Raw genomic sequence first — 20,685 nt, forward strand, 5'->3', positions numbered from 1 at the left:
GTGCTCTCGCCTTGCTGGGCAATCTCGAGGTTGCCCTGCTCCGGAACGGGGACAAGGCCGCTGCGCTCCTGCCTGCGGAACGGCTCGATTGGCTGAGCGGCTTACCGTATTACGCCGCGTTGGACGGCTTGCTATTCGTTCACGCCGGCCTCCGCCCCGGCATACCGCTGGACCAGCAGCATGTCGACGATTTAACCGGCATACGCGAGGCGTTCTGGGCAGCGGAGCCGCTTGGCGGAGATCCGATCGTCTTTGGACACACGCCCACCTTCAAACTGGGCGCTCCCCCGGGAACGATCTGGCAATCCTCCGGACGCCTGGGCATCGATACGGGGGCAAAGCATGGCTATCGCCTGACTTTGCTGGATCTAACCCACTCTATCGCGTATTCCTGTTCCACGTCTCTGGACAGCCTTTACGAGGAGGTTCGGCAGGAATCGCTTCATCTCTCCCTATAAACCAGCACAACAAAGCCAACCCATTGGGGTTGGCTTTATTGGATACGATTTAAAATTCTTCGTAAACGGCCGGGTCCTGGTTGCGGATCCTCCCGTCCGGACGGGACAAGCCGTTGATCTGCTTCATCTCTTCCTCGTCCAATGTAAAGTCGAAAATCGAGAGGTTCTCCACCTGCCGAGCGGCGGAAGCCGATTTTGGGATAGACACGGCCCCCAACTGAACATGCCAACGCAGAATCGTCTGGGATATCGATTTTCCGTGACGTTCGGCGATTTGCCGGATTGTCTCGTGATTCAGCACCTCGTTGCCGTGAGCCAGCGGGCTCCACGATTCCGTGACGATGCCGTGTGCTTCATGATATTGGCGCTGTTCCGCCTGATTAAACAACGGATGCAGCTCAATCTGATTTACGCTGGGCGTCACACCCGTTTGCTCGATCAAGCGGTCCAGGTGGTCGGGCAGGAAATTGCTGACGCCGATGGAGCGGATCAGCCCCCATTTTTTCGCGTCGATCAAAGCTTGCCACGCTTCTACATAATGCCCCTGATTCGGATTAGGCCAATGGATCAGATACAGATCGTAGTAATCCAGCTGTGCCCGGTACAACGATTCCTGGATCGCCTTCACCGCTTTATCGTAGGTATGGTAGCGGCCGGGGAGTTTGGATGCGATGATGAGCTCTTCCCGCGGTACCGTAGAACGCCTTACGGCTTCGCCAACGGTGCCTTCGTTCTCGTAGTTATACGCGGAATCGAGCAGGCGGTAGCCGGATCGGATGGCGTGAACGATCGACTGCACGCCTTCGCTGCCGCGAAGCGTGTAGGTGCCCAAACCCACTACCGGCAGCTTCACACCGTCATTTAGCGTAATTTCTGGAATGATCGAACCCAAGACAAACACTCCCTTCAAATAGGTACTGCTCTCCAACTATCATATCCGATGTATGCGAAAAAACGAACAGAAATCGCCGATACCGGCTTATTTCTGCGGAATGTGTATGAAATTTCGAACAGATTTAGGCCTAAATCGGCTCAAGGCAGGAATTCTATATGAAATATCGAATAGAATCCTCTCTTTTGGCGAGAAATCACAATTTCTATTCGAAAATTCGAATAGATTTTGCAAACCCTACGCCCGTTCCCAACCGCGATCCTTCAGCAGCTTGATGTACAAGCCGCCAACGACGGTCCGATGCTGGAAGCCGATCTGCCGCGCCGTCTTCGTATCGTACCAATCCGTAAACGGTACGCGGTCCCGCGTCTCGTTCAGGAAAACCCAGAGCGGCTCCACGATCCGCTGGAAGTCCTCGCGCGTCTCCGCCAGCGCTCCGGCCCACACGAGCCAATCGGCTTTCGTGTACGCCGCCCGGTTATCCAGCGGCGTGCCATAACGCTCTTGCTTCTCCAGATACCAAGCAACCTCGCGCCGGATCATCTCTTCCCCAAATAGCCCGGTTCCGAAGATGCCGTCCCAAACGAGGTTGTATTTCAGGCTCCAGGTTCCCGGCTGACCAAATGCCAGCACGGTGTGGCTCTCGTCAGTAGGATCGGCGGCAAGGCCTTCCCACTTCCGAGCCATGTCCGATGCGGCCTGGCGGTAACGCTCCGCGGCTTCCGCTTCGCCGAGCAGCCCGCACAGCAACCCGTAGCTGGCTACGCCCATCACGGCTTTGACCGACAGGTTGGCGTTACGTGCCAAATGTCCGGCAAAATCATCCGTGCACAGCTGATGCTCCGGATCCAGCCCATGCTCCACCAAATAGTCGGCCCATTTGGCAAGCAGCTCCCGATGCTCCAGCACGAAGTCCGTGTTCCCATCCGCCAGCGTGACTGCGGCCGCCATCACGAGCATATTGCCGCATTCCTCTACCGGCATTTGACCTTCCAGCTTGTTCTCGCCGTACACTTGGCCGTTCGCCAGTGGATATTGACCCACGTCATGCGGCGCAAATTCAAACTCCCACGCGTCGCTGGCTGCATATTTGAAGATCGGCCGCATCATGCCGCGCACCAGCTCCGGCTGGTACAGCAAAAATAGCGGAATCGAAGGATAACTCACGTCCACCGTGGCGATACAGCCGTTACTGAAGCATTCCTTCGACATGAACAGCACCTGGCCCTCCGAATCCTGGACCAATTTATGCGCGGCAATCGCCTGTCGGTAGGACAGGGACAGGATGTCCGCGTATTTCTCTCCGCCGGCACGGATAGCATCCTCGCGCAGCTTGGCATCAAACGTGTCGCAGCGCGCCATCAGATCCGGGTAATTCTGGAACGCTTCGATGAGCAGGGTCGGGATGGAGGTCCCGTCCTTTTTCCAGTAAGCCTCTAAGGGCTGGCCAAAATACTCAATCGCATAGACGTCGTCATAAGCGAGGACGATCAATTGGGACTTCTCATCCGTACCGGCTACTTCGCCGGCATCCCACACGCAGGCCAGAACCAGTTCGGCCTCCCGAACCGGCTGAGGTTGTGCGAGCGCCGCCTTCCCTTCGTTTGGCCGGATTTCGCCTTCCCGGACGAATTGTTTACGGATCGATGCTTGATCCAGGTAAGTCTGTACGTCCGGCGTCTGCTTGACGGCCAACATAAAGGTGCCCCAATCGATGCGCTGATCGTCGCCCGAGGAATGGAGCGGGTTCTGCTCGGCATGGCGGACCTGCAGTACGGCGAGTTCTCCCTGCGCCTCCTGCTGCCAGGTGATCGCCTGATCGGTTTCATTTACGCACCACTCCCCAGTAACGTCGGTATAGAGCCGCACCTGATGGGGTTTGCCGTCGAGAGAACGCACGCGGTACGCGACATAAGAAGCCGGCCGCGACAACAGCTCCAGGTCGTCCGGCAGCAGCGGACTCGTAAAGGTGACGTCCAGCCCAACCCCACCCGCTTCGAACTCGTAGCGGGTCGAGAGCGCCGTGACTTCGAGTCCGGTTTGGTTCATCGCCTCCGGCTCCGTATAATACCGCTCCGGATTGGGTTCGACGCGCCCGGCAAACCGCCAGACTACACCGTCGATGGATAGCAAGCCGGTGAACGCTTGCCGGCGCCCGGTCCAATGGCGGGTATCATCGTCCGTTAGACGATCCGCCATCGACCAGACGCTAAAAAAAGGATCGATTGTTACCAAGGGTACTGCCGGTGGACGCAATTTCGTATTCATCGGTTTTCTGCCTCCCATGAGGATATCGTGATCCTATCCTGTTCCTATCGTGATCCTATCCTGTTCCTATCGTGATCCTATCGTGATTCCTTCGTATCCTGCTTCGTCACTGTGATGCGAATTCCTGCGTCTCCATGTTCGTAGTGAAGCAGCAGGGTACGTGACTTCGCATCCCATTCAAATGGGAGCGAGACGTTTCGTTCCGGAGCGGAACCATTTCCCTCACCAGACGCAGCTGCGGCCGATACCGCCGCCGGTTCTGCCTCGCAGCGGATCCGCGCCACAGCCTGCAGCGGACGCGGACCTTTGGCCGTAAACATCATGCTGCGTTCCTCCTCGCGGAAACCCTCGATCCGGGAGGAGGCGGCGATCACGCCGGAGCCGGAGCCGGATTCAGAGAGCAGGCTCCCCGGCCCGGCGTACGCCAAATCATAGAGTAAGGCTTGCTGCCCCGGCTGTACCGTGACCCGTTCTTTGAGGGGCAAGCCAGCCTCAAGCAGGTCGACAAATTGTCCTTCCAACTCGAGCGGCGTTTCGCTGATCGACTCACTCATTACGGAAGCGATCACGTACGGACCACGGCGGAGTTGGAAATAATTCAGCGGTTCCCAGCGGAGCGCATCCGCCGGAGCCGAACCCTTCGCATTCACCGGCTTCTCCCCGCTTCCCAGCACCTCCATCGCTTCCCGTACCGCGGAGCGGAATCGCTCCGCCGCTTCCGGGCTTTCCGCGATCCGGTCCGGCCGCATCGGCAAATAGCTGACCAAGCCGGCGCCAACCCGGGTGAAGCCTTCTTTGACTGCAGCCGCATTCGCATCCCCTGCAGCCTGTTCCGCCCCGGTCCCAGACGGTAACCCGAGGCATTCGAACAGATGCGCCCGCGGCGAAGTATAACGCCGCCGTCCCTGGTTCCACCATTCCCGGACTCCATGGTACGGGTCGCTGTCATCTCCGACGTAAATGAGCGCCCCGCCTTCGCGCACCCATTGGGCCAAAGTGCCGTGCAAATCCGGGGATTCCGGCTTCATAAATTCATAACTTAATACGAGCACGCGGTAATCGTCCAGATAACCCGGGAAACGCCGAACGTTATCAAGCTGCACCGGCCTTACCGGGAGCCCATGCTTGACGAGCGGCAACGTCAGTCCGTAAAACGCCGAGAAATTCAGCAATTCTACCGCCTCTTCTTCCGACAGCTCCACTTCGTTAGTTCCGTCGTATTTCATCATAAATCCGGACGTTACTGTCCCGATCCGTTTCCGCTGGAACATGGCCGAGTCGGCCAGAAGCACGCCGGTGACAGCGGCGTTGCCGGAGGTCTGGACTTCCTCCTGCTCCATGTTCCGGAGGGTATGCATCACGTTCAGAAGCATCGTCGCATAATCCGCCGGAATGCCTTCTTTGCCGCTCCCGTCTTCGGAAGGATACTGGCCCTCGAAGATCCGACGGGGCCAAGGAGCCACTTCATAGCGGGCAACCGCCGGATGCAGCAGCGAGGCGATCAGCGTCTTAACGTAGTTCTCGCGGTAATCGGCCCAGGTCCGCTTCGGATCGTCTTCGATCGGATCGTGCAGGAACCACATGCGGCGTTGCGTGCCGCGGACCAGCTCCTGCATGATCCCGTATTCGAGGAACGCCGTCTCAAACGTCCGCTCCGCTCGTTGGCCTTCGTATACGTTCGCCGTCCGCGACGTCCCCGTCCAAATCTGGGCGATGTAACCGTCGACCGTCGGCACGTCGAGAAGCCGGGATTCCGGGCTGACGATCCGCCATTGGGTATAGTTGATCAAGCTATGCGTTGGCACGAAAAACCGCAGCGGCCGGTTATACCGAACCAGCGAATATTCCTTTAGCGCCGAGCAGATGCGGTCCAGGCAACGCGTATACAGGTAAGCCTTCAGCTTGGAGGCGCGGTATTGCGCATCCTCCGAGGTATGGGGCGGCTGCCATGGCTCGTTGTAGTAATTTCGCCATTCGCGTTGGAACGCCTCGGAGTAACCGCCTTCCACCCAAAATTCCGGCTCCTCCAGATGGATGGCTTCCACCCCGGCATCCACGGCCGGACGAATCCGCTCCACCAGGAAATCGGCGTAGCTGATAGTTGGCACCATATAAGGAATATCCTCGGACGTCCCGTGGATAATCGTCTCGCCATCCTGATATTTTTGAGCTTCGTCCCAGTGGGAGCGGCCGTCCACCTTCCCGTTCAGATAATCCTGGTAACCGCCCCAGGATACCCCCGTCATCAGATGGACATGGTAACCTCGCTCCGCCCACTCGCGGATGCGCCGGGGCATCGACTCCCCGATGCCGTACACCATCACAAAATCCGCCTGGATATCGTACGAAGCGCCGTATTCACGGCCTTCCTGAAATCCGGTGCGCTCCTCCGCCCGTGCTCTTTCCTTCACGCTAAAGTCCCTCCTTCGCTACCTAGAAGTTGGATGGAAACCGTTTAGGCTTCAACTAAACCCGCATTAAACCGGTTCCACGCGAATCGTCTTGATCTCAAACGGGGTAAAACGCAAGTGAATCCGATCCGTATCTTCGGCCAGCAATGTAGTGGGTTCCTCCATCAGATTCGTCTCTTCGATCGTCCGGCAAGCCAGCCCGAAGCTCAGTTCCGCATCCGCCCCGGCACCCGCCGTCTCATAGAGCCGGACGATCAGATGATCGCTGTCCTCGGCTTTCTTGACGGCTTCCACCATGACATTGGGATGGTCGATCGATAGAAACGGCTGCGAAAGCAAGGTGCTGCTAACAGTCCTCACGCCGCCTTGATCCGTCACGGGAATGGCCTCCACCGAGGTGAGTGGCACATTCAGTTCATACCCTTTCCGGTACACACCGGCTTGGATAAAGTCACCAACATGCGGATAGAGAGCGTAGGTGAAACGGTGCGCCGCCCGGTCCGCAACAGGATCCGGATACCCCGGGCTGCGCAGCAGGTTCAAATCCAACACGTTGCCTTCCACGCTGTGCCCGTATTTGCTGTCGTTCAGCAGCGCCACGCCGTAATCCGGCTGCGACAGGTCGAGATAATGATGGGCGCAGATTTCGTCCCGGGCAAACTCAATCGCGTTGTTCCGGGTCGTTGACCGCTTTAATACCCCAAATTGGATTTCGCAATTCACCTGATCGCTAACGACGGCCACCGGAAAAGCAACCCGCAGCATTTTTCCCGTCTCCCGCCAGTCCGCTTCCGTGTCAAAGCGCAGCAAGCCATCCCCTTGCAGCAACCGAATCGTTTGCTTCAATGTCGACTCCCCATAGCGGTAAACCTGCTCCACCACCGCTTGCGGTCCGGAGACGTAAGCGCGCCGGCTTTCCAGCTCCATCGTCCCGGCAATCGTATCGCGATAGTCGCGTGGGAAGTCCCAGGCATCGCCATCATCGTGGTAGACCGTAAATACGTTCGCCTGTGCACCCGCTTGGATTGCTTCTCGTCCGGCGGCTTTGTCGTACAACGACACGATGCTGCCATTGTCGTCGAACTGCACCTTAAGCCGGTCGTTCTCCAGCCGCAGCTCCTCGGCGATCAGCACCTCTTCCGGCGCCTGCGCTTCCGCCGCAGCTTGCTTCAATTCGCGCCAGCTCATCGCCGGCACTTGCACATACTGCCAGCTGCCGTCCGTCTCCACCCATTCCCGCCGCTCCCACGGCAAGGAATTGTACAAGACGGTTTCGCCGGCAGCCACGCCGGATCGCCCGGCCACGCGGCCGTAAGCTTCCGCGATCATCGCCTGCACTTCGCTCAGCAGCTTGGCGTAGCGCTCCAACGACTCGTCGTACACACGCGTGATCGACGAACCCGGCAAAATATCATGGAATTGGTACAACAACACTTCCTTCCAGATCTCCTCCAACCGAGCGGTTGGGTATCCCGCCGGGCTGTCGCCGAGCACGAGCTGCAGCGATGCGGCGAATTCCAGCTCGCGCAGCGCCTTTTCCAGCTTGCGGTTATACCATTTATTGCGCGCCTGCGTGGTCAACGTCCCTTGATGTTTCTCAAGATACAGTTCGCCCCGATAGGTTTGGAACCGGGAAGCCTCCTGTTGCAACCGCTCAAAGAAGGTGAGCGACGGCTCCTGGACAACCGGCGGCAGGCCCAGCAGGTTGTGCTCCCGTTCGAGTCGCTCTAGATGCTCCTCCCCAGGTCCGCCGCCACCGTCGCCAATTCCGAACAGCATTAGCGCGTGCTCCGACACATTCCGATCTAAGTAGGCTTGCTCGATTTTCGCCAAAGACCGCGGTGCGGCCGGACTGTTGTAGGTATCCTCCGGCGGCAGGTGCGTCAGCACCTTCGTTCCGTCGATGCCTTCCCAGAGGAAGCTGTGGTGCGGATGCGTGTTATATGTGCTCCATGAGAGCTTTTGCGTCATCATGTAGTCCACGCCGGACTTCTTGAGCAGCTGCGGCAGGCTTCCCGAATAACCAAAGACATCCGGCAACCATAGCACCTTCATGTCCTTGCCGAACTCCTCCCGGAAAAACCGCTTGCCGTAAAGGATCTGCCGCACCAACGCTTCACCGCCGGAGATGTTCGTATCCGGCTCAACCCACATCGCACCTTGTGCCTCCCAACGTCCCTCGCGAATGCGTTCCTTCACTTCGGCGTAGAGCTGCGGGTAATACTCCTTCATCCACTGGTACAACTGCGGCTGGCTCGCGCCAAACACGTAGTTCGGATATTTCTCCATGTTCCGCAGCGCCGTCGAGAAGGTCCGGGCTCCCTTACGGATCGTCTCGCGAATCGGCCACAGCCAGGCCAAATCGATATGGGCATGCCCGATGGCGCTGACCGTCAGAACGGAATCGCCGCCTTTTTTCGCCAGTTCGCGAGCCACCCGTGCCTTCGCCAAACGTACCGATTCCTCATTGATCTCGGCCAGCAGGTGGGCCGCCTCGTAGACGGCCTGCAATACTTGGGCTTTTCGGGCGCTCGACTCCGGTAACTGCTCAACTAGCTCAATCAACACTTCCAGGTCGTAAGCCAATTGTCGGGCTTCCTCGTGGCAAATGGCAATCTCTGCTTCCTTAAGCGTTCCGCTGCGATAATGGCCAAACAAATCATTACATCCGCCGTCTCCCCAGAGGTCGATGGCTTCCCCGCCCCGGGCGGCGGCACTGACGTCCACCACCCGCTTGCCGGGCCGCCCCAAGCTGTAGTCGAACTCGGAGCTTACATTCGTTAAGCCTTGGCGCGGGGAGCCCGCTTCGTCCACGAGGCATAATTCTCCGTTAATATCGATCAACAGAACGATTTTTTGGCCGGCAACCGTTTCCGGTACCGTTCCTTGAAAGTGAAACCAAGCGCAGTCCCACAGCTCTCCCCATTTATCCCCGGCTTGAAGCCGGATGTGCTGACCGCTCTGCCGCTCGGCATAAGGGACCGGCTCCTTCGTCACCCAGGCTTCAACCTCAAGCCCCGCGATCGGGCGGTAAATGTACTCCTGTAATTTGGCAAGCCTTTGCTTCGCCTTTTGGGTCATGATGTGGTTTGTTTCATAAGGCATGCTGCATCACTCTTTCAATGTAGTTTACTTCGTAATGGCCTCCGCTCTCTTCTGCGCCTCGTCCATAATACCTTGGACGTCCCCTTTGGTCATCAAGACTTTGGTTACGGCTTCGCCAAAGATTTGCCAGACTTTCGAATCTTCCTTGGCAAACGTCGGCAGCCCTTGCACGTTACCGGACATCGCCAGATAATGCTGATACATTTCCGGGTAACCGGCTTTGTAGGCATCGGTTTCGGCGATCGACTTCAAGACCGGCGAACGGACGCCGGTGTCGGCGATCAACTGCTGGATTTCTTCACTGTACATCGCGCGAATGTACTCGAATGCAGCTTCCTTGTTTTTGGCATCCTTCGGCACGGCATGGAACGCGGCGCCGATCGTGATATTGCCGGCTTGACCGTCCGGGGACAGTGGAATTTGCGACATGCCGTATTCGATCCCGATTTGCGAGCTTTCGATCGCCCGCCACGGTCCGTCGATCAGATAAGCGATTTGTCCTTTTTTGAACGCATCGAAATAGGTTCCTTCGTTCGTGTTTGCCATCAATCCTGCAGGATGGTTGGCGTTAAGCTCTTTCAGGAACTGCACCGTTTCCAAGTTGGCGTCGGAGTTAAAAACAGGTTGGCCTTGATCATCGGCGAATCCCCCGCCATTGATTACTAGTAGTGTACCATACCGCAAATATCCCCCGGCGTTTGGCCCGGCGTATACCCCGCCGCCATAGAACTTGCCTTTGCCGGCTTCGGTTACCTTTTGCACATTGGCCAACAATTCGTCCCAGGTTGCCGGTGCTTTATCCGGATCCAAACCCGCTTGCTTCACCAAATCCTTGTTCCAAAACAAGCTGCTTACACCAGGCTGCGAGGCAAAACCATAAATCTTCCCATCATACTCCATCGGCTTCCAGGCAGCAGGCGCAACATTGTCGCGAATTTCCTGCGCCATGTCATCCGGGAACGGCTCAAGCAGGCCCTGTTGGGCAAACCCAGGCATTTGCGTTTCCCCAACGATGATGTCCGGCATGTTCTTGGCCAGGAACCCCGCTGTTTGCTTCTGGATCAGCGGCTCGCCCCAGCCCCAGTCCTCGGTTTTGACCGTAATGTTTTTGCTTTGCATTTTCTCGCTCATAATCGATTGATAATAGTACGGGAAAAGACCGGCTTTTTGCAGCCGTTGACCGGGAGTATAGTTGTAATCCTCCTCCGTGATCCGTGGATTCAACGTCTCGTCAGTGATTGTCTTTTGCTTGTTCTTCTCCAGCAGATCGGCGAGCACCCCTACCCCAACCCCAACGGCCCCTTCGTTCAGCACCGTAATGGTTGCGCCTCCCTCCGATGACTTGCCGTCATTGCCGGATGGCTGGTTTTGGTTGGTTCCCGGTTCGTTCGCGGCTTTGCTGCCGCCTGTATTGCCTCCTCCGGAACCGCAAGCCGCTAACAAGGCGATGATTAACAGCGATAGAAACATGACGTGCATTTTTTTCCACAACATACATGAACCCCTCCAAATTTTATTTTATTCATTGTGAGTATCCAGTAAGTCAAGTTTCAACTCGGGTGTTTATCCATTCGATCCGCAAAGGACCGTAATGACCTTTTTGAGTCTTTCTCAAAGCGTGTTGACGGTTATCCTTACCCTTTGATGCCCGTATTGGCTAAGCCCTGCACAATATACTTCTGGAAGAAGGCAAAGATCAGCAGTGCTGGGATCGTAATCCCTAAGCTTAATGTGATGATCATTGGATAGTTGATCACGGCACCCGGGCTAGCACCAACGGACGAAATCCGTGTGATGGCCGCTGGAAGCGTTTGCAAATGGTCGCTAGTTGTATAGAAAAACGGTGTTATGAAATCGTTCCACGTCCCAAGCGCCGTCGTGATCGCGATAAACGCCATAATCGGCAGCTGCAGCGGGAACAGAATCTGAAAGATCAGCCGAATCGTCCCGGCTCCATCCACAATGGCGGCTTCGTCGATTTCCAGCGCCACCTTCTCCAGCGACTGCTTCACCAGAAACGTCCCCATGATGTTGATGCTGGGGCCGCCGATGAAGTAGACCCACCAAGAGTTCAGAATCCCGGTCCCCCCGGTGAAGACGTCGTTGCCCCCTGCAAATGGAAAGCGAGCAAATTCAAGGTAGGTTGGAATGATAGCCAGCGTACCGGGAATCATTTGCGTAGCCAGCAGGATCAGAAAGAGCGCATCCCGCCCCTTGAACCGCAGCCGTGCGAATACGTATCCGGCCAGGAACGAGGTCAAAATCGCCCAAAACGTATTGTAGACCGTACGAATAAGCGAGTTTTTCATATAGGTGGCTACGGCCGCGTCCGTGGATCCGGCGATCAGCGCTTTGAAGTTCTCCAGCGTTGGCGCTTTGGGGATTGGAAAAATGCCCAGCACCGTCGAGGAAAATTCCGTTTTGGTGAAAAACCCGGCAAGCACCATAAAAATGAGCGGATACAGCAGGATGATTCCCACCCCAAGCAGCACGATATGGCCTAGCAAATGAACCGGCTTAAACTGCTTGCTCACCTTAGCGTTTAGTGGACTGGGCATGCGGGAGCGCCTCCTTTCCTGCGGATTTGACGGGCTTCAGCGGGATGGTCGTCCGTCGGTCGGATTTCGTTGACCAGTTGTAGTACAGCACGGTAACGACAATAACGATCAGAGCCATGATCAGCGAAGATGCGCCGGCCATTCCCAAGTTGAAGTCCCAGAAGCCGTCCCGGTAAATACGGAACACCAGTACCTCGGTTTGCCCGTAAGGTCCGCCGTTGGTGATAAACAGAACCTGCTCGTAGATCTGAATCGCTGCGATCAAATTCGTGATGACGATATACGTCGCGATTGGCTTTAGCCCCGGCAGCGTAACGTACCGCAGCTTATTCCAACGCCCTGCGCCATCGATTTCGGCCGCTTCGTACAAGGCTAAATCCACGGATTGCAGACCGGCCAGCCAAATGAGCGCAGCCCCGCCTACCCCTTTCCAGACGGAGTAGACCACAATCCAGAAGATCCCCCACCCGACGGAGTACTGCCAGACGATCGGCTCCTTGCCCAAGGCCTTTAATATGTTGTTAATAACCCCATTGTTGGAATCCAGAAAAATGTTGAATACCTGCGTGGTCGCAACCGTTGCGGTGATCGCTGGAATGTACCAAATCGAACGGTAAAAGCCTTTGCCAAAGAGCGGCATATTCATCAGCAGTGCAGCAAAGAACCCTGCCCCAAGCGTAATAACTGTAACCAGTCCGCCCAGCCAAATCGATCTCCACAACGCATCTGTATACACCGGGTTTTGAAAGAAGCTGATAAAGTTATCAAACCAGATAAAATTAGGCGTATCCGCCAACCCCACCCATTCAAAGAAACCTAATACGAACCCGAACAAAGTGGGAAAACCCGAAACCACAAGCCATACCAAAAACATCGGCACTAGGATAACGGCGGCGATTAAAGCATCTTTATGTCTTCCTAACCTGCGCCGCAGCGGTATTTTCCGCTGCCGTAATCCCGCATTTTCCATAGTCCAAGCAACCCTCCTTACTGTGAAGTGCACTGATTAAGCATCAGTTATTAGCTGAATATCTATTTGTATTATTAACTATATTTTACTATGTCATTTATGTCAAGATATTAGATATATCATTTATCGCTAATTTGTAAAAAAAAAGACACCGGCTTGCAAGCCAGCAAGCAGATGTCGTATCCCCCCATGTTACGTAGTCCGCTTTCGGAGCGGTCCGGTGGATTGGCTTTCGATCAATTTGGGCTCGAGGATCACTTTGGTATATCCCGGTTCCTTGATGTCGGGCTTTTGGAAGATCTCGAGCAGAATGCGAGCTGCCGCCTCCCCCATTTCGACCTCCGATTGAGAGATATGGGAGAAGTATCCCCATTCATGCAGCCCCGGCGACGGATCATCGAACGTAAGGATCGAGACGTCCTCCGGCACACTCAGGCCCAGTTCCTTGCAAATCGAATAGATGTGCAGGCCCAAGCGCCCGTTCAGGGTAATATAAGCGGTCGCAATCTGATTCTTGATAAACCGGTACAGCGGATGCTTCTTGTCAATTTCGCTGTAATCCACGTTAAAGTCGGTGAGGATCAGCGCCGGATTAATCATCGCTTCCTTCTGCTTGAGCGCCTCCATATATCCGTTGATTCGTTCCTCCACCGTAATCGTGGGCAGCGGCGAATCGGAGCAGATGGCGATCTCGCGATGCCCCAAGCTCCACAAATAGTCGACGGCGAGTTGTCCGCCGATCATCCCGTCGCTGCGCGATAAGTTGGTGGCGACGCCAGGCAAATACCGGTCGATTAGGACAAAGGGGTAGCCGCGCATCTTCAGGGACAAGATTTCCTCGTTGTAGGTCTCCGCATCGCACGGGAAAATAATTAACCCCGCCGCCCCTTTGCGGATCAAGTCCTTGATCGCTTCCTTCTCCCGGTCGATGGAATTGTAAGTCAACACGATCTGCAGGCTGTAAGAACTGTCCGCGATGATGTTATTGATCCCCTGAAGCAGCCGAATGGCAAAATAGTCGACCAACATCGGCATAATCAACCCAATCGTCGTTCGCCCCGAAGTCTGGAGTGCGGCTTCGCCGCCTCCCAGCAGAGGATCGGTACCCCCGCCGCCAAACGAAGCGGTGTTATACGCCAAAGCTCCCGCACCTCCGTCCAGCGTCGTCCAAGGCGCACCGTCCGGCGACAGCGATCCTTGATGGCGATGCAACAGCTCGCCGATTCCTTCGCTAACGAAGCTGCCCCTGCCGGGGATTCGGTAGATCCAGCCGTCCTTCGCCAGCTGCATCAGCGCATTGGCTACCGTAATCCGACTGACGTCGAACTGCTCCATCAATTCTTTTTCCGAGGGGATCTTATCGTTCTCCTGCAGCCTGCCCTGCAGAATCATATCCTTGAAGTGTTGTTGAATCTGCATATATAACGGTTTACGTTCGTTTTGCATAAGACTTCTCCTATCTTTGTACTCTCCCATATATTCACATTATATCATTTATAGCATTTCGTCAATCCATTTCATCTTGTTTCCTTGCTTGACAATCATTATTGGATATATTAAACATATTATACAGGTGCTATCGTTTACTAGTACACAATTGGCCGATAAAGGAGGGAATTCGTGGATCCGGCTTTCAAGAGGAAACCTGAACGAACGATGGCCCTACACATTATGAGGATACGAGGTGAACGCATTTGTTTCGCAAAATAACGATGACTTGTTTCGTTTTATTCTGCACAATGTCCTTATCCCTTGGTACCACCTCTGCAACGGCACAATCCTCAACGGAGACCGCGTCCAAGAACACGATCAGCTGGCCTAAATCGCAAGCGCTTCCAAGCTTCGGGAAAGTCAAAAGCCTTGATGTGGCCGATGTAGTGGACTCGCCGGGCGATATTCGGCTGATGTTGGCGACGCTCCAAGGTGTCATTAACCGTTCGGAACCCCGCATCTACTTGCTGGAGAACGAAGAAGAAGGTAAGCTGACATGGCTGAACGACCTCAAGGTTCCCTATAAGCTGCACGATGAAGCTTGGGATCTCGTGAAGAAATACAAAAATGAAGTGAAAGGCATCATCATCTACGATCCAGAGGTTCCGGATTCGATTAACGTCGCAACGACCTTAGCCGGGCTCAAAAATGCGGTTGTGGCCAGCCCGGAAATCGCTCAGCAACTGAAGGCCTCCCCTTACCGCTTGAAGGTGCTGGATGACCTTCGCGGCCGGTTCGAGGATCGAATGGACGCCTATACCTGGCAATACGAGCATCTGTGGAAGCAAACAACGCACCGCATGCTCGTCGGGCTCAGTCCGAACACCGGCGTCAAGATCCCTCCCGGACTCCCCGAATCATTTGAGGTGATTGCGGAGGAAACCGAACAGATTCGCGATGCCAGCAATAAGGGCACCTACGATCTGGACCTGACCCCGTTTCTGGGCGGGAACGCCGTCTATTTGCGGTTTGACGATGCCTTTACGCAAGACGGCTGGGGTTCCGCAGTCCATGAAATTGTGGTTCAGGCGGACGGACAAACGATTGCCCAGTTCATCCCTGGTACACCGGAAGAGGAAGCGTTCCTTTACGATCGCCAGGATTCGCAAATCTCGGCCGGAGATGGCGGACACCGTTTTGCGGATAACGGACGTTATTTCGTCTACCGTTTTACTCCCCCTGCAGGGACGCAAGAGCTGACGGCCTCTGTCGTCATGTGGAACCAATACAAGGTATCCGCCGGCAGCATCCAACCACCTTCCTCCGAGCAGAAGGAGCCCTACGGTTACTTGCGTGATTATGCCGTAGCAAACAAAGCGATGGTGTTCTGGTTGGAAGTAAATGATCCGGAGCAAAGAGCCTTGTTCGAGAAAATCATGGCCGATGTTGAACCGGGGACGCCTTACCTCGGCTGGTTCAGCAATGATGTGGCCGGTGAATTCAGTTCGGTAGAAGTGACCTCCAACCATGGGGTTTACGTCTTGGCTGCCGACTGGTTCAGTAACCTGACCGTCTTCTCCGGCACCCAAGCGAAGCAGATCAAGACCAAGGCACCTGCTGCTCCGCCACTCGAAAATAAAATCTATGTCACGTATACGTTCAGCGAAGGTGATAACTTCCAATACAATCAGCATCGCATGCGGATTCTGTGGGATGATCCGGCCCGCGGTCAGGTGCCGATCAACTGGACGTCCAGCCCGCTGCTGTACGATGCCGCGCCGGCCATGCTGAACTATTTCCGGCAATCGGCTACGCCAAACGATTTGATCATCGCCGGACCGTCCGGCGCGGGTTATTTCTACCCTGAAGCTTGGCCGGAAGCCACCTTCGCCGACTTCTTAAAGAAGTCCTATAAATACTTGCAAAAAACCGGCATGAACCTCACCTATGTCCTGAACCGCATCGACGGCAACAACGTGCCGCTAGGTTCAAGTTACGCTGAGGCTTATGAGCGTTACTACAAAGCCCCTGGCTTGTTCCTGAGTTGGGAAGATCGCCATGGGGTGGAAATCGTAAACGATTCTCTGCCGGTGTCCACCATTCAGGGCATCAGTACCGTTCAAGACGGCCTCCGCATCCTGGAACAAGCGAAAGCAAATTGGGACGGGGAATCCCCGCTGTTCGTGTCGCTGGGGCTGCTGGCTTGGAGCCTGACCCCTTCTGATGTCGTCGCTATGAGCGAAGCGCTTGGCCCGGAATTTGAAGTGGTGCGAGCCGACCATTACTTTACTCTTATACGTGAGGCCAACGGATTGTCCGTGAAGCCGCATATGTTGGAGGATAGCGAAGAGCTCGAGATGAATCCATAAACAACTCAAAAAGACCATGGATCGCAAACGACTCGATTCATGGTCTTTTTGTTTAAAAGGTAACCAAATCCGTATGGTCTACGGCTGAACCACCGTTAGCTTCCGATTGCTGGGGGCCCCCTCCCGACTCGCGGTCGCTCTCATAATGTAGGACTTGAACGGCGCACCATCCGGAGCCTGGCTCCAAAGTTGATACCCCTTCGACGATTTCAAGCGGTCCAGCTCGCTAGGATCTCCCCCCGCCATGGCCACACGGTTCATCCGTCCGATAAATTCCGCCAACATCGTCAGTTCCTCCTGAGAATAGGACTCCATAACCGGTGATGCCGATAATCGCTTATAGTATTTGGCTTTTGCCATTCTCAAAATATTTGTCTCACTGTATGAAGTAAACTCCAACAGTTGGGGATCCTTGACCCCTGCCTGCTTTGCCCATCCCTCAACATCCAACGCGACCGCGTCATAATTAAACGTATGGTCAGCCGGTGTATAATCCAGAACACCAAACAAATGAGGAAAAGCGGATAATGCCCCTTCCGATATGTCATATACGGGCGGTTGACCGTTCTTCTGATCTGCAACGATACTTTGTTGATGGCTATGCCCGCTTAACACGATTTGAATTCCCGCTTTACGGAACACCCCCACCGATTCCGCGCTATTATTGAGAGTAAAGCCCTCCGATAACATTTCGCTGTGTACCAGCAAGTTATGGTGCATGACCGCAATCAGCTTAGCCCCGCTGTCAGCCGCAAGCTTCCCGCAGCGCTCAATCCATTTCAGTGTTGACGCCGAAAACTCCCCGTCCAACTGCGGATAGTTAATCTCTTCATTTCGTCTGTAACGGGCGCTGTCCAGCATGAGCAACCAAACATCATCCGAAGGAGCTGCCAGGTAGCTTAGAGAGCTTTTATCGACGGATATCGCCTCATCATAACCATAGTCACCATAAGTCAGGCGGAACTCCTCTGGCGTGATGTAGTCCGTTTTGTATTGACTGTCCTCTTTAAATCGACGAGCCCAGGGATTGAGAATATCGTGATTTCCCGGCACTACATATACCCGGGCCCCTGTAGCTTCTATATCCCGAAGCCTCTTTTGCAGATCGGCATGGCTTTGTTGTTCCCCATTGTTGGTTATATCCCCGCTGAACAACACGATATCCGCCTTCCGCATAGACACCTGATATTCTAAAGCCTGCATCAGCTGGTCGCTGTACAACAACTGTTTCCCATCCCCATTTTCAACAAAGCTTTGAAAGGCGCTCCCCCCATCGTTGAGACTTTGGGCTAAGTAGTGCATATCAGTGGCGGCAATCATCCGAAGAGGTTGACCGGAGGGAAGGCGGGGCGGCGGCTGAATTTGCCTATTCTCGGCGATGGCGCATCCAACCGCAGTCCCCAGCAAACTAACTAGAAAAAGCAAATGAAGCGCGTAGATCCAACCATTTTTCATCATTTCATCCCCCGCCCTAGGCTGTTAATCATTCGTATCTGTGTATATACACTTAAGGCGCATAACATTAGCTTAATCTCTTTTGCAATTTCTGCAAAATCGCTTTTAAGCTCGTCAACTCTTCGACCGACAAGCATTCCTCTTCCAGGAACCGTTGCGCCTGATTCCAATATGGAATGGCCTGTTCTAAAACCTCGAGGCCTTGTTCGGTTAACTGAATGAAGTTCGATCTGGAAGAAGTTGAGGAGATCATTTCGACAAGGCCTTTTTCCTGCAATATCCGAAAATTTCGGACCAACGTCGTGCGTTCCAGGCCAAGTCCATCAGAAACTTGCTGCATCGTACAAGCTCCCACGCTCTTTACATACTGCAATAAGGTGTATTGAGTTACCTTAAGTCCGGTTGGCTTCAATACATCCTCGTAATATTGGGTAACCGCTCGGCTAATCTGCCGCAAATTCGCACAGTAGCAGCCCTGGTACCGTTCCATAATATCCTTCGTCATAATCTCACTTCTTTCTGCTATTCGCGACTCATGTGTGTAGATACACTTTTACTTCGTGAAAAGAGTAACAAACTCAGTTACAGGTTGTCAAGTCGAGTTGTTACACCCACAAAACAAAAAAACAGTTCATTAGATGTTTGGTCTAATGAACTGTTTCTGGATTGTGATGCCGGTGAAGGGACTCGAACCCCCACGGTTTCCCTCACGATTTTGAGTCGCGCGCGTCTGCCAATTCCGCCACACCGGCACATATAAAGTTGATCAAAAGTGCGGAAGACCAGACTTGAACTGGTACGGTAGTCACCTACCGCAGGATTTTAAGTCCTGTGCGTCTGCCGATTCCGCCACTCCCGCGAAGCAGTTAAATGGAGGCGCCACCCAGACTCGAACTGGGGATAAAGCTTTTGCAGAGCTGTGCCTTACCACTTGGCTATGGCGCCATGATATAAAAATGGAGCGGACGACGGGAATCGAACCCGCGACCCTCGCCTTGGCAAGGCGATGCTCTACCGCTGAGCCACGTCCGCTTATACTGGGGATATAGGATTCGAACCTATGCATGACGGAGTCAAAGTCCGTTGCCTTACCGCTTGGCTAATCCCCACTATATTTGATTGTAAAAGTAAATGGGGCGATCGATGGGACTTGAACCCACGAATGCCGGAGCCACAATCCGGTGCGTTAACCCCTTCGCCACGACCGCCATAATATGAACTTCTTCACTACTTCTAAAAAATGTGGCAGGGGCAGCAGGAATTGAACCCACACCAAAGGTTTTGGAGACCTTTGTTCTACCTTTAAACTATGCCCCTAGAAACTGGTGGAGGCTGATGGATTCGAACCACCGAACTCGTCAGAGAACAGATTTACAGTCTGCTGCGTTTGGCCACTTCGCTAAGCCTCCACGTGGTGCCGGCGAGAGGACTTGAACCCCCAACCTACTGATTACAAGTCAGTTGCTCTACCAATTGAGCTACACCGGCGCTTCAACAATAATGTTGAATGGTGGCTCGGGACGGAATCGAACCGCCGACACGAGGATTTTCAGTCCTCTGCTCTACCGACTGAGCTACCGAGCCTTAATTATGAAGTTGAATGGCGGAGCCGACGGGATTCGAACCCGCGGTCTCCTGCGTGACAGGCAGGCATGTTAGGCCTCTACACCACGGCTCCACACTAGGATGATTTCATCCTCTTGCGAGGATAATTGCGGGGGCAGGATTTGAACCTGCGGCCTTCGGGTTATGAGCCCGACGAGCTACCGGGCTGCTCCACCCCGCGTCAGTAAAAAGAAAATCGATATGGTGGAGGCTGAGGGGATCGAACCCCCGACCCTCTGCTTGTAAGGCAGATGCTCTCCCAGCTGAGCTAAGCCTCCATGGGAAAAGACAAGTTCTATTGTAACAGATAACCCATTCACAAATCAAGTCAGACAGCAATATCGACTTAAAATAATGAAGGGAATGACCCGTAGGGGATTCGAACCCCTGTTACCTCCGTGAAAGGGAGGTGTCTTAACCCCTTGACCAACGGGCCATGCAGTAGAACAGAATAATAATGGCGGAGAGAGAGGGATTCGAACCCTCGAGACGCTTGTGACGCCTACACGATTTCCAATCGTGCTCCTTCGGCCAACTCGGACACCTCTCCATATAGTGGCTCCCCGAACAGGACTCGAACCTGTGACAACTCGATTAACAGTCGAGTGCTCTACCAACTGAGCTATCAGGGAACATTATGAACTTTTCAAGGTTTAATCCTTGAAAACTGGATACGAAACGAATTTGCGTGTTAGTAAATTGGATAAGCCCTCGACCGATTAGTACCTGTCAGCTCCATACATTGCTGCACTTCCACCTCAGGCCTATCAACCTCGTCGTCTTCAAGGGGTCTTACTAATTGGGAAATCTCATCTTGAGGGGGGCTTCACGCTTAGATGCTTTCAGCGCTTATCCCGTCCGCACTTAGCTACCCAGCTGTGCTCCTGGCGGAACAACTGGTGCACCAGCGGTGCGTCCATCCCGGTCCTCTCGTACTAAGGACAGCTCCTCTCAAATTTCCTACGCCCACGACAGATAGGGACCGAACTGTCTCACGACGTTCTGAACCCAGCTCGCGTACCGCTTTAATGGGCGAACAGCCCAACCCTTGGGACCTACTTCAGCCCCAGGATGCGATGAGCCGACATCGAGGTGCCAAACCTCCCCGTCGATGTGGACTCTTGGGGGAGATAAGCCTGTTATCCCCAGGGTAGCTTTTATCC

12 protein-coding genes, 16 tRNA genes and 1 rRNA gene are annotated in these 20,685 nt (G+C 54.5%); 2 read left to right on the forward strand and 27 right to left on the reverse strand.

Translation table 11 applies throughout. The features are described from left to right. Positions 1–11: 11 nt before the first annotated feature. On the forward strand, positions 12–458 hold the full coding sequence (locus tag BN3277_RS04885; RefSeq protein ID WP_059041164.1) for a metallophosphoesterase family protein: 447 nt from the start codon (positions 12–14) through the stop codon (positions 456–458). Positions 459–507: 49 nt separating this feature from the next. Here BN3277_RS04885 and BN3277_RS04890 read toward each other — a convergent pair whose 3' ends face one another. The 8 genes from BN3277_RS04890 to BN3277_RS04925 all read right to left on the reverse strand — a co-directional run bounded on the left by BN3277_RS04890 (position 508) and on the right by BN3277_RS04925 (position 14,108). After that, positions 508–1,350 (reverse strand): aldo/keto reductase, encoded by an 843-nt coding sequence (locus BN3277_RS04890; protein ID WP_059041206.1) that lies wholly within the window; start codon positions 1,348–1,350, stop codon positions 508–510. Positions 1,351–1,587: 237 nt separating this feature from the next. Continuing rightward, positions 1,588–3,618, reverse strand: coding sequence for a glutaminase family protein (locus tag BN3277_RS04895; RefSeq protein WP_059041165.1), 2,031 nt, complete (start codon positions 3,616–3,618; stop codon positions 1,588–1,590). A gap of 77 nt (positions 3,619–3,695) precedes the next feature. Beyond that, the gene (locus BN3277_RS04900; protein ID WP_059041166.1) at positions 3,696–6,029 is read right to left on the reverse strand and encodes a hypothetical protein; all 2,334 of its coding nucleotides are present in this window, start codon (positions 6,027–6,029) and stop codon (positions 3,696–3,698) included. Positions 6,030–6,095: 66 nt separating this feature from the next. Then, positions 6,096–9,134, reverse strand: coding sequence for an alpha-mannosidase (locus tag BN3277_RS04905; RefSeq protein WP_059041167.1), 3,039 nt, complete (start codon positions 9,132–9,134; stop codon positions 6,096–6,098). Between the two features lie 24 nt (positions 9,135–9,158). Beyond that, entirely contained in the window at positions 9,159–10,628 is a 1,470-nt protein-coding gene (locus tag BN3277_RS04910) for an extracellular solute-binding protein (RefSeq protein WP_059041168.1), read from the reverse strand. A gap of 140 nt (positions 10,629–10,768) precedes the next feature. Continuing rightward, positions 10,769–11,692 carry a carbohydrate ABC transporter permease gene (locus BN3277_RS04915; protein WP_059041169.1) on the reverse strand — a complete coding sequence of 308 codons (924 nt, stop codon included), beginning with the start codon at positions 11,690–11,692 and terminating at the stop codon, positions 10,769–10,771. After that, a complete protein-coding gene (locus BN3277_RS04920; RefSeq protein WP_059041170.1) occupies positions 11,670–12,662 on the reverse strand; it encodes a carbohydrate ABC transporter permease in 993 nt (330 codons plus the stop codon). Before BN3277_RS04920 ends, BN3277_RS04915 begins: the two co-directional genes overlap by 23 nt. A 192-nt stretch (positions 12,663–12,854) precedes the next feature. Then, complete coding sequence (locus BN3277_RS04925; RefSeq protein ID WP_059041171.1) at positions 12,855–14,108, reverse strand: GntR family transcriptional regulator; 1,254 nt, start codon at positions 14,106–14,108, stop codon at positions 12,855–12,857. 248 nt (positions 14,109–14,356) lie between these two features. Between BN3277_RS04925 and BN3277_RS04930 the strand changes: the two genes are divergently transcribed. Next, complete coding sequence (locus tag BN3277_RS04930) at positions 14,357–16,462, forward strand: GxGYxYP domain-containing protein (protein ID WP_059041172.1); 2,106 nt, start codon at positions 14,357–14,359, stop codon at positions 16,460–16,462. A gap of 78 nt (positions 16,463–16,540) precedes the next feature. On the opposite strand, the gene BN3277_RS04935 is transcribed toward BN3277_RS04930, so the two are convergent. The 19 genes from BN3277_RS04935 to BN3277_RS05025 form a co-directional block, all read right to left on the reverse strand. After that, positions 16,541–17,920, reverse strand: coding sequence for a metallophosphoesterase (locus tag BN3277_RS04935; RefSeq protein WP_082691317.1), 1,380 nt, complete (start codon positions 17,918–17,920; stop codon positions 16,541–16,543). 64 nt (positions 17,921–17,984) lie between these two features. Continuing rightward, positions 17,985–18,422 carry a MarR family winged helix-turn-helix transcriptional regulator gene (locus tag BN3277_RS04940; protein WP_059041174.1) on the reverse strand — a complete coding sequence of 146 codons (438 nt, stop codon included), beginning with the start codon at positions 18,420–18,422 and terminating at the stop codon, positions 17,985–17,987. 167 nt (positions 18,423–18,589) lie between these two features. After that, a tRNA-Leu gene (locus BN3277_RS04945) sits at positions 18,590–18,669 on the reverse strand. Between the two features lie 21 nt (positions 18,670–18,690). Beyond that, positions 18,691–18,776, reverse strand: a tRNA-Leu gene (locus BN3277_RS04950). Between the two features lie 12 nt (positions 18,777–18,788). Next, positions 18,789–18,862, reverse strand: a tRNA-Cys gene (locus BN3277_RS04955). A gap of 12 nt (positions 18,863–18,874) precedes the next feature. Beyond that, a tRNA-Gly gene (locus tag BN3277_RS04960) sits at positions 18,875–18,949 on the reverse strand. Between the two features lie 5 nt (positions 18,950–18,954). Next, positions 18,955–19,026, reverse strand: a tRNA-Gln gene (locus BN3277_RS04965). Positions 19,027–19,049: 23 nt separating this feature from the next. After that, positions 19,050–19,125 (reverse strand) — tRNA-His (locus BN3277_RS04970). A gap of 35 nt (positions 19,126–19,160) precedes the next feature. After that, a tRNA-Trp gene (locus tag BN3277_RS04975) sits at positions 19,161–19,234 on the reverse strand. 6 nt (positions 19,235–19,240) lie between these two features. Further along, positions 19,241–19,326 (reverse strand) — tRNA-Tyr (locus BN3277_RS04980). A 3-nt stretch (positions 19,327–19,329) separates the two neighbouring features. Then, positions 19,330–19,405, reverse strand: a tRNA-Thr gene (locus tag BN3277_RS04985). 20 nt (positions 19,406–19,425) lie between these two features. Next, a tRNA-Phe gene (locus BN3277_RS04990) sits at positions 19,426–19,501 on the reverse strand. 17 nt (positions 19,502–19,518) lie between these two features. Continuing rightward, positions 19,519–19,595: transfer RNA gene (locus BN3277_RS04995), tRNA-Asp, on the reverse strand. Between the two features lie 34 nt (positions 19,596–19,629). Next, a tRNA-Met gene (locus BN3277_RS05000) sits at positions 19,630–19,703 on the reverse strand. A gap of 21 nt (positions 19,704–19,724) precedes the next feature. Further along, positions 19,725–19,800, reverse strand: a tRNA-Val gene (locus tag BN3277_RS05005). Between the two features lie 86 nt (positions 19,801–19,886). Beyond that, positions 19,887–19,958: transfer RNA gene (locus BN3277_RS05010), tRNA-Glu, on the reverse strand. Positions 19,959–19,980: 22 nt separating this feature from the next. Beyond that, positions 19,981–20,072, reverse strand: a tRNA-Ser gene (locus tag BN3277_RS05015). Between the two features lie 6 nt (positions 20,073–20,078). Beyond that, positions 20,079–20,154 (reverse strand) — tRNA-Asn (locus BN3277_RS05020). Positions 20,155–20,221: 67 nt separating this feature from the next. Further along, positions 20,222–20,685: ribosomal RNA gene (locus BN3277_RS05025) — 23S ribosomal RNA — on the reverse strand; the annotation flags it as partial.

It is taken from the genome of Paenibacillus rubinfantis (assembly GCF_001486505.1).
Classification (GTDB): domain Bacteria; phylum Bacillota; class Bacilli; order Paenibacillales; family Paenibacillaceae; genus Fontibacillus; species Fontibacillus rubinfantis.